The sequence below is a fragment of the Roseiflexus sp. genome (assembly GCF_057785375.1).
On record NZ_JBYNRX010000003.1, the window covers coordinates 140,398 to 146,975 of the forward strand.

At 58.1% G+C, this 6,578-nt stretch carries 10 protein-coding genes; 3 read left to right on the forward strand and 7 right to left on the reverse strand.

Features of this window, described 5'->3' with window-relative positions; genetic code table 11:
* The first annotated feature begins 73 nt into the window (after positions 1-73).
* Positions 74-286: an AbrB/MazE/SpoVT family DNA-binding domain-containing protein gene (locus AC3EA7_RS00720; RefSeq protein WP_488612100.1), complete on the forward strand. Its 213-nt coding sequence runs from the start codon at positions 74-76 to the stop codon at positions 284-286.
* Between the two features lie 5 nt (positions 287-291).
* On the forward strand, positions 292-657 hold the full coding sequence (locus AC3EA7_RS00725) for a PIN domain-containing protein (RefSeq protein ID WP_488612112.1): 366 nt from the start codon (positions 292-294) through the stop codon (positions 655-657).
* Positions 658-746: 89 nt separating this feature from the next.
* Here AC3EA7_RS00725 and AC3EA7_RS00730 read toward each other — a convergent pair whose 3' ends face one another.
* From AC3EA7_RS00730 to AC3EA7_RS00740, 3 genes are all read right to left on the reverse strand, one after another.
* Complete coding sequence (locus tag AC3EA7_RS00730; RefSeq protein WP_488612101.1) at positions 747-1,913, reverse strand: ATP-grasp domain-containing protein; 1,167 nt, start codon at positions 1,911-1,913, stop codon at positions 747-749.
* A 177-nt stretch (positions 1,914-2,090) separates the two neighbouring features.
* Positions 2,091-2,573, reverse strand: a complete 483-nt coding sequence (locus AC3EA7_RS00735) for a DinB family protein (protein ID WP_488612102.1) — start codon at positions 2,571-2,573, stop codon at positions 2,091-2,093.
* A 15-nt stretch (positions 2,574-2,588) separates the two neighbouring features.
* On the reverse strand, positions 2,589-2,774 hold the full coding sequence (locus AC3EA7_RS00740; RefSeq protein ID WP_488612103.1) for a hypothetical protein: 186 nt from the start codon (positions 2,772-2,774) through the stop codon (positions 2,589-2,591).
* A gap of 197 nt (positions 2,775-2,971) precedes the next feature.
* Here AC3EA7_RS00740 and AC3EA7_RS00745 point away from each other — a divergent pair, with 197 nt between their 5' ends.
* Positions 2,972-4,189: an MFS transporter gene (locus AC3EA7_RS00745; RefSeq protein ID WP_488612104.1), complete on the forward strand. Its 1,218-nt coding sequence runs from the start codon at positions 2,972-2,974 to the stop codon at positions 4,187-4,189.
* Here AC3EA7_RS00745 and AC3EA7_RS00750 read toward each other — a convergent pair.
* The 4 genes from AC3EA7_RS00750 to AC3EA7_RS00765 form a co-directional block, all read right to left on the reverse strand.
* Positions 4,161-4,517 (reverse strand): hypothetical protein, encoded by a 357-nt coding sequence (locus AC3EA7_RS00750; RefSeq protein WP_488612105.1) that lies wholly within the window; start codon positions 4,515-4,517, stop codon positions 4,161-4,163. The genes AC3EA7_RS00745 and AC3EA7_RS00750 overlap by 29 nt on opposite strands.
* Positions 4,518-4,531: 14 nt before the next feature.
* Positions 4,532-4,894 (reverse strand): STAS domain-containing protein, encoded by a 363-nt coding sequence (locus AC3EA7_RS00755; RefSeq protein WP_488612106.1) that lies wholly within the window; start codon positions 4,892-4,894, stop codon positions 4,532-4,534.
* Between the two features lie 90 nt (positions 4,895-4,984).
* The gene (locus AC3EA7_RS00760) at positions 4,985-5,428 is read right to left on the reverse strand and encodes an ATP-binding protein (RefSeq protein WP_488612107.1); all 444 of its coding nucleotides are present in this window, start codon (positions 5,426-5,428) and stop codon (positions 4,985-4,987) included.
* Positions 5,429-5,431: 3 nt separating this feature from the next.
* Positions 5,432-5,896: an ATP-binding protein gene (locus AC3EA7_RS00765; protein ID WP_488612108.1), complete on the reverse strand. Its 465-nt coding sequence runs from the start codon at positions 5,894-5,896 to the stop codon at positions 5,432-5,434.
* Positions 5,897-6,578 lie beyond the last annotated feature (682 nt).

The following is a 6,578-nucleotide window of genomic DNA, read 5'->3' on the forward strand; positions in this document are numbered from 1 at the left end:
TATTGACGTTGCACCGAAGAGTTCAGCCGGATATAATGTATTACATCGTTCATTGGATAAGGAGATCGTAAGAATGTACGCCACAACAATCTCAACCAAGTATCAGGTTGTTATTCCGCTCGAAGTGCGGCAACGGTTCGGATTGAAGCCAGGGCAGAAAGTCGTGTTCATTCCCTATAAGCGAAGTATTCGCATGGTGATTGTGCCTCCCATCGAAGAAGCGCAGGGGTTCCTTGAAGGTCTTGACACCGACATTCAGCGAGAAGAGGAGGATGAACTCCGTTGAATGTCGTGGACTCGTCAGGCTGGCTGGAATATTTCGGCAACGGACCGAATGCGAACTTTTTTGCGCCGGTGATCAGGGCAACGGATGCGCTTATCGTGCCGACCATCTGTCTGTACGAGGTATATAAACGGGTCGCTGAACAGCGCGGCGAAGAAGATGCACTGGCAGCGATCGTCTGGATGTCTGCCGGTCTGGTCGTTGACCTGACGAAGGACATCGCGTTGAATGCTGCGCTCCTCTCACGCGCTCACAAACTGGCGATGGCGGATAGCGTCATTCTTGCCACGGCGCGCGCATATGACGCTGAACTCTGGACTCAAGACGTTCATTTCGCCAATATCGAAGGGGTGCGCTATATCGAGAAGAAATGACGAACCTTGCCAGAGAGCGTTGCCAGTGACACCAATCTCCGCTATGTGCACGGATGCGGATTGATCGAGACCGATATGGACGGATTGGGCTACGGTATTAACCGTTGAATCTCCCGCGCAATCGCAATTACTTCCTCACGATCCGGCGAACGAATCAGATACGCATACGCACCCATTGCCCGGTGAAACAACGGCGGCATCGGCTGATGGTGAATGATGCGGTCACCGAAGCGCATAAGCACTTCCTCGTGGGTCAGGGCATAGGGGCGAAACGGTTTGCGCCCGGCGTAGCAGACGTGGTACGGTCGCGCCAGCGGAGCGCTGCAACGGTTGTTGATCAGCACATTCGCCCACTCATAGTACAGATCGATATTGCTGGCATAGTTGAACATATCGAGGCTCAACCCGCCTGGCGGGCGCATGTTGACTTCGAGCGCCACCAGCCGCCCTTCGGGAGTGCGAAAGAACTCGAAGTGGAAGAAGCGTTCGCGCACATCGAACATGGCGAGGAGGCGGCGCCCTGCATGCTCGAGGTCGGGCGGGATGTCGCGCTCGGTCAGGTAGTAGATGTCGTCGTCGTTGACGACGATCTCCATCACGCCGTCGCTGTACTGCATCGAGGTAAAGAACACCGGCTCGCCATTTCGGTCCGCCAGTCCGTCGAAGGTCTGAATAACGCCGTGGATGTATTCCTCGATCAAGAACCCCTCCGGTCGGCGCGCCAGGAATGCATCGAGTTCGTTCTCATTGGTAATCTTAAACGTATGATTGGCGCCAACGCCGATGTCAGGTTTGGCGACGACCGGGTAGCCGACCTCGGCGGCAAAGGCGCGTACCTGGGCAGGCGAAGTGACCAGAATCCCGCGCGCCACATCCACCTGTGCCCGGGTAAAGAGGCGCTTCATCTCCGATTTGCGCTTGATCCCGGGCAGATCGGCAATTTTCGGTCCTTCGATATTGAAATCGGTGCGCAACCGCGCTTCAGTTTCAATCCAGTACTCGTTCAGCGAGTCGATCCGCTGGATTTTGCCGTAGCGGTGCGTGAAATAGCCAAGAGCGCGCAGTATCTCGTCGTAGTTGTGCAAATCTGACACGCGATAATATTCGGTCAACGCCGCGCGCAGTTCGGGGGGCAGCAGATCATATGGCTCATCAGCGATGCCAAGGACATTCGCGCCCAGGCGACGCAGATGCACGCAAAACAGATGCCAGTTTGGCGGAAAGTGCGGCGAGAGAAAGACGATGTTCATGGTCATAGAATGGGAATGCCAGTGTAGTGAAAGATTTCTCGGAATGGGGACATGATACCAGATATTTATTGGAGAAGGCGCAACCCTTACTGCAATCGACCGCAATCCATAGAAGGGCCCGGTCGCAGACCTGCCCTGCCGTGGTCATCACCGTTGCAAGGGTCGGTCGCAGACCTGCCCCTTCTACAGATGGTCATAAACAAAAAAGATATAATCCTGCGAGGTGGTCTTCAATCCGAAATCGTGGAGTATTCGGAGGATCTGGGCGCGATGATCCGTGCCATGGTTGACCACGTGGATCAGGACCTGCCACACCATCAGATCCCGGTCCTCTCCCTCCAGCGGTCGCTCGAAGAGCATATCATCACGCAGTTCCGCCAGGTACGCGCGCATCGTTCCCTCGACACGGTTCCAATACGCGCGAATGCTCGCCCGATCAGGAAAGCCGGCGGGGTTGAGCGGCTCTGGAATCTCAACCCCGCGCAACCCGCTGAACCACGTATCATCGACGCTCATCAGATGAACGATCTGATTGCGCACCGACCCGTGCGAGTAGGCGATCGCTTGCGTGAATTGATTATCGGAGAGTGTGGCACAGGCATCCCAAAGGTTGCGATTTTCGGCAAAATGGTACTCGTAGAGATGGCGAAAAGCGTTTGCATCCATAGATCACCTTTCCAATCATCGGATTGTCTGAACCACGACCAGAAGCATCGACGGCGGATCGCGGACAATGGACCTCCAGGAATCACCTGAATCCGGCGAGACATACACCTGCCCGCCGGTTGCGCTGAAGTAGACGCCGCTCGAATCAAGCATATCGACCGCTACGGCGCGACGCAGGACAGAAAAGTCGCTCTGTGGCATCTCATTCGTCGGCGACGGGTCATACTCAATGTCACCCGTGATCGGTTGCCACGTCTCATCACCATCATTCGCACGGAAGGCGCCAACAGCGGCATCTCACCTTTTTGACCGGTCAACACACCATAGAACATTTATGCACATCTGTCAAACGCCGGTTTTGCGCTATGATTCTTTGCCAGTATGTCGCTGAACGTCTCATGAAACGCAACACGCTTGCCATTCTTTTTCTTGCGGTCTTTGTCGATCTGGTCGGCTACGGGATGATCGTGCCGCTGTTGCCATTCTACGTGCAGCGCATCGCCCCTGGCGCCACACTGGTCGGCATTCTGAGCGGGCTTTATGCCGCAGCGCAATTTCTCGTCGGTCCGATGCTGGGAAGTCTGTCGGATCGGTTTGGTCGCCGTCCGGTGCTGATTGCCTGCCTGAGCGGAACGTCGCTGGCATACGTGCTCCTGGCAGTCGCCGACAGCCTGCCGTTGCTGGCGCTGGCGCTGCTGATCGATGGCGTCACCGGCGGCAATCTGAGCATTGCGCAGGCGTACATCACCGACAGCACCACGCCGGATCGCCGGGCGCGCGGTCTGGGGTTGGTCGGCGCAGCGTTTGGGCTGGGGCTGATGGTTGGTCCGGTGTTGGGCGGTGTATTGAGCCTGACCGATCTGAGCGCCCCGGCGCTGGTTGCTTCCGCACTGGCGCTGGCGAATACGCTGTTTGCCCTCGTTATGCTCCCCGAGTCGCTGCCGCCCGAACGCCGTCGATCATTTCGTCTCGATAACACGAAGCAAGGGCGATTGAGCGCATTGCTGCGCACTGCAAACCCTCTGGCGAACCTGATCGCCCTGTTGCAGATTGCGGCGGTTCGCCGTCTGCTGATCGTCGTGGTGTTGCTGAATCTGGGGTTCTCGGGGCTGTATAGCAACTTTCCGCTCTTTACCGCCGCGCGCTTCGGCTGGGGCATGTTCGAGAATGCGCTGTTCTTTGCATTCGTGGGCGTATGCGCGGTGACCACCCAGGGGTTGCTGCTGGGGCTTATGCAGCGCTGGCTGGGAGATGTGCGCATGGCGCGCATTGGAATGACCGTAATGGCAGGCGCCCTGGTCGCAACCGGTCTGGCGCCAGCAGCGTGGGTGCTCTACCCCTCGGTGGGGTTGATTGCGTTCGGCAGCGGCCTGGCAATCCCGGCGCTGACCAGCCGGCTCTCGCTGCGGGTATCGCCCGCCGATCAGGGGCGCCTGATGGGCGGAACCGCAGCACTGCTCAACCTGACGATGATCGCCGGTCCGGTCGTGGCGGGGGTCAGTTTTGATCGGGCAGGAACGGCGGCGCCATATCTGATCGGAGCGTTGCTTGGAAGTGCGGCGTTGCTGATATTTGCCCCGCCAGCGATCACTCCTCGTCGGGAGGTGGCGTCGTGACGCGGCGGCCAGGCAGCAAGCGAGGTGTTTGTTCCGTCAGGCTTTTCCTGGCGCGACGACGCATCACATCGCCTGTCGAGCGTTCACGGCGTGTTGCGCGCCGTCCGCGTTCGACCATCGTGCGCCAGGCATCCTCCTCAGTGACCGGCGCTGTCAGTTCCTCATCGCTGTAACGGTGCGCCTGACGTTCGTTCAAAGCGGCGATACGCTCCTCAAAACGCTCTTCTCCCGGCGTCGCCACCGTCAGAGCAGCCCAATAGCGCCACAACAGATATGCAGCGAGCAGCAGAATTGCCGCGAAAAGAACGAACAAGAGAAAACCGTCCATCGTCACCCGCTGACTCAAGCCATTGCGGCGGTCAGGCCGCGAATCGCCTCGTCTTCGTCCTGATAAATATCGATATATTGCGCCAGACCGACCATGCGAAAGATTTTCTGAAAGTGTTGCGACAATCCGCTGACAGCCAGCCGCTGATTATTTCGATTGACTTCGGTGACGACTCCGATCAGGATGGCGATGCCAGCACTGTTGATATAATCGTTCTGACGAAAGTTGAGCAGAATGTTTCGTGCGCCTTTGCGCGAAACCTCATTGTAGGCGCCGATAATCTTGTCCTCGGCGAAGGTCGTCACATCACCGACCAGATCAATAATCGCCACCCCTTCACGCTCACGAATATGTACATGCAACTCATCGTCCAGCATGCCCGTGCTCCTCATCCTGGCATCGACGCAATCATGCATCCGTCGCACCAGTGCTCCCTGATAACGATGATCAGGCGCGCATCACGTCCATCACGCCATCGAACGGGTATGCATACGCATACATAGCACATTGCCGCCATCGGGCGAAGTCTCGAAACCGCACGTATCGACCAGTTGCGCAATCAGGTACAACCCCATACCGCGCGGCGGCGCCTCGCCATGCACCTTGCACACGATGCATGGCGCCACGTGACCGGCATATCGTTTCAAGCCGTGATCCAACACCCTGATGGTCAGACCGTCGTTCTCCCAGACACAATTAACGCCGACGCGCATCTCCGGCATCTGCGCATTGCCGTGTTCAATCGCATTGAGGCATGCTTCGCTGACGGCCGTTTTCAAATCCTCGACCCGCTCGCTGTTCAAACCGATGCGACGCGCAAATGAAGCCACTGCCTCGCGAACGACTCGTTCATACCCAAACTCGCTAGGAATCGACAACTCAAGAGAGAGAGGGGGAGATACGTCAGACATAGGTTATGGTTGCTTCTCGAGATAAATGACCATCCGCACCTGATTACCGCCAGTTGGCGCTGTGGTGAACTCCACCTTGTCCATCAACTCGCGGATCAACCAGATGCCCCAGCCGCCTTTATCGGCGCGGGCAAACAAGTCTTCGATGCGCGGCGCTGGAGCGAGTTGTGATTGGTCAATCGGCTTACACCCCTGATCGGCGACACTGACGACGAGTTCAGATGGTCGCACCGTCAGGATGACCAGCACGCGCGTACCGGCGTCGTGGGCATTTCCGTGCTCGATAGCATTGGTTATCGCTTCAGCCAGAGCCGTGCGCAGCCCCTCGATGCGATCCGTGCTGAACCCCATACGCCGTGCAATTGACGCAGCAGCGTCCATTGCGACTTTTTCGTAGCCAAGACGGCTGGGCAAATGTAACTCAACGACGCGCTCCTCGTGATCGGCGTCGTGACTCACGTTCGCCATATCCCTCTACCCCTGCGCTGCGCGTGCATAGTATAGTATGCTGCGCAGCAGATCGAGCACACGTTCCATCTTAGCACGACTCCATAACCAGTGGCAATAGGGAATCTGGCGGATGGCGGATTCTCCCCGTCCGGCGGCTGATGGAGATGAACTATAACATCGGCATACCCTGGCTGGCGGTTGAAACCGCGCCTTGGGGCGCGCGCGAGACAGCGTCGGCCTGCGCCGACGCTGTCTCGCGCGCGCAGGCATTAAGTTCGGCATACGCCGCCGCCCGCCCTTCGGCAGGCTCAGGGCACGAGCGGCGGCGCGCCTCTGGCGGTATATCCAGATAAATACTGAATCTTCATCCGCTGCGGGCTACGGGAAGCGAAGTCCGCCTGTGTGGGCTTGACCGGGCGATGCCGGATGATGTGCTCAAACTCGATAAGCCCCCACTGAGAACGCGCAAGCCCCCTCTGGGGGCTTGCCTGCGCATCCGGCGCTGGCGCGTCGCGCAATCACGGCAAGGCGTGGTTGAGCGACGCCGGTTTTCGTGCGACTTCATCGAGCATCTTTGCCCTCCTCGCATTTCCAGGACTTACGCAGTCACCTTACGGAGGAGCCGCGTAACAGCTCTTTTTGCCTTCGGCAGAGCGGTACTTGTCTTCTTTGGTGGTGGGTTGCGGCGGCGAAGCCGCCG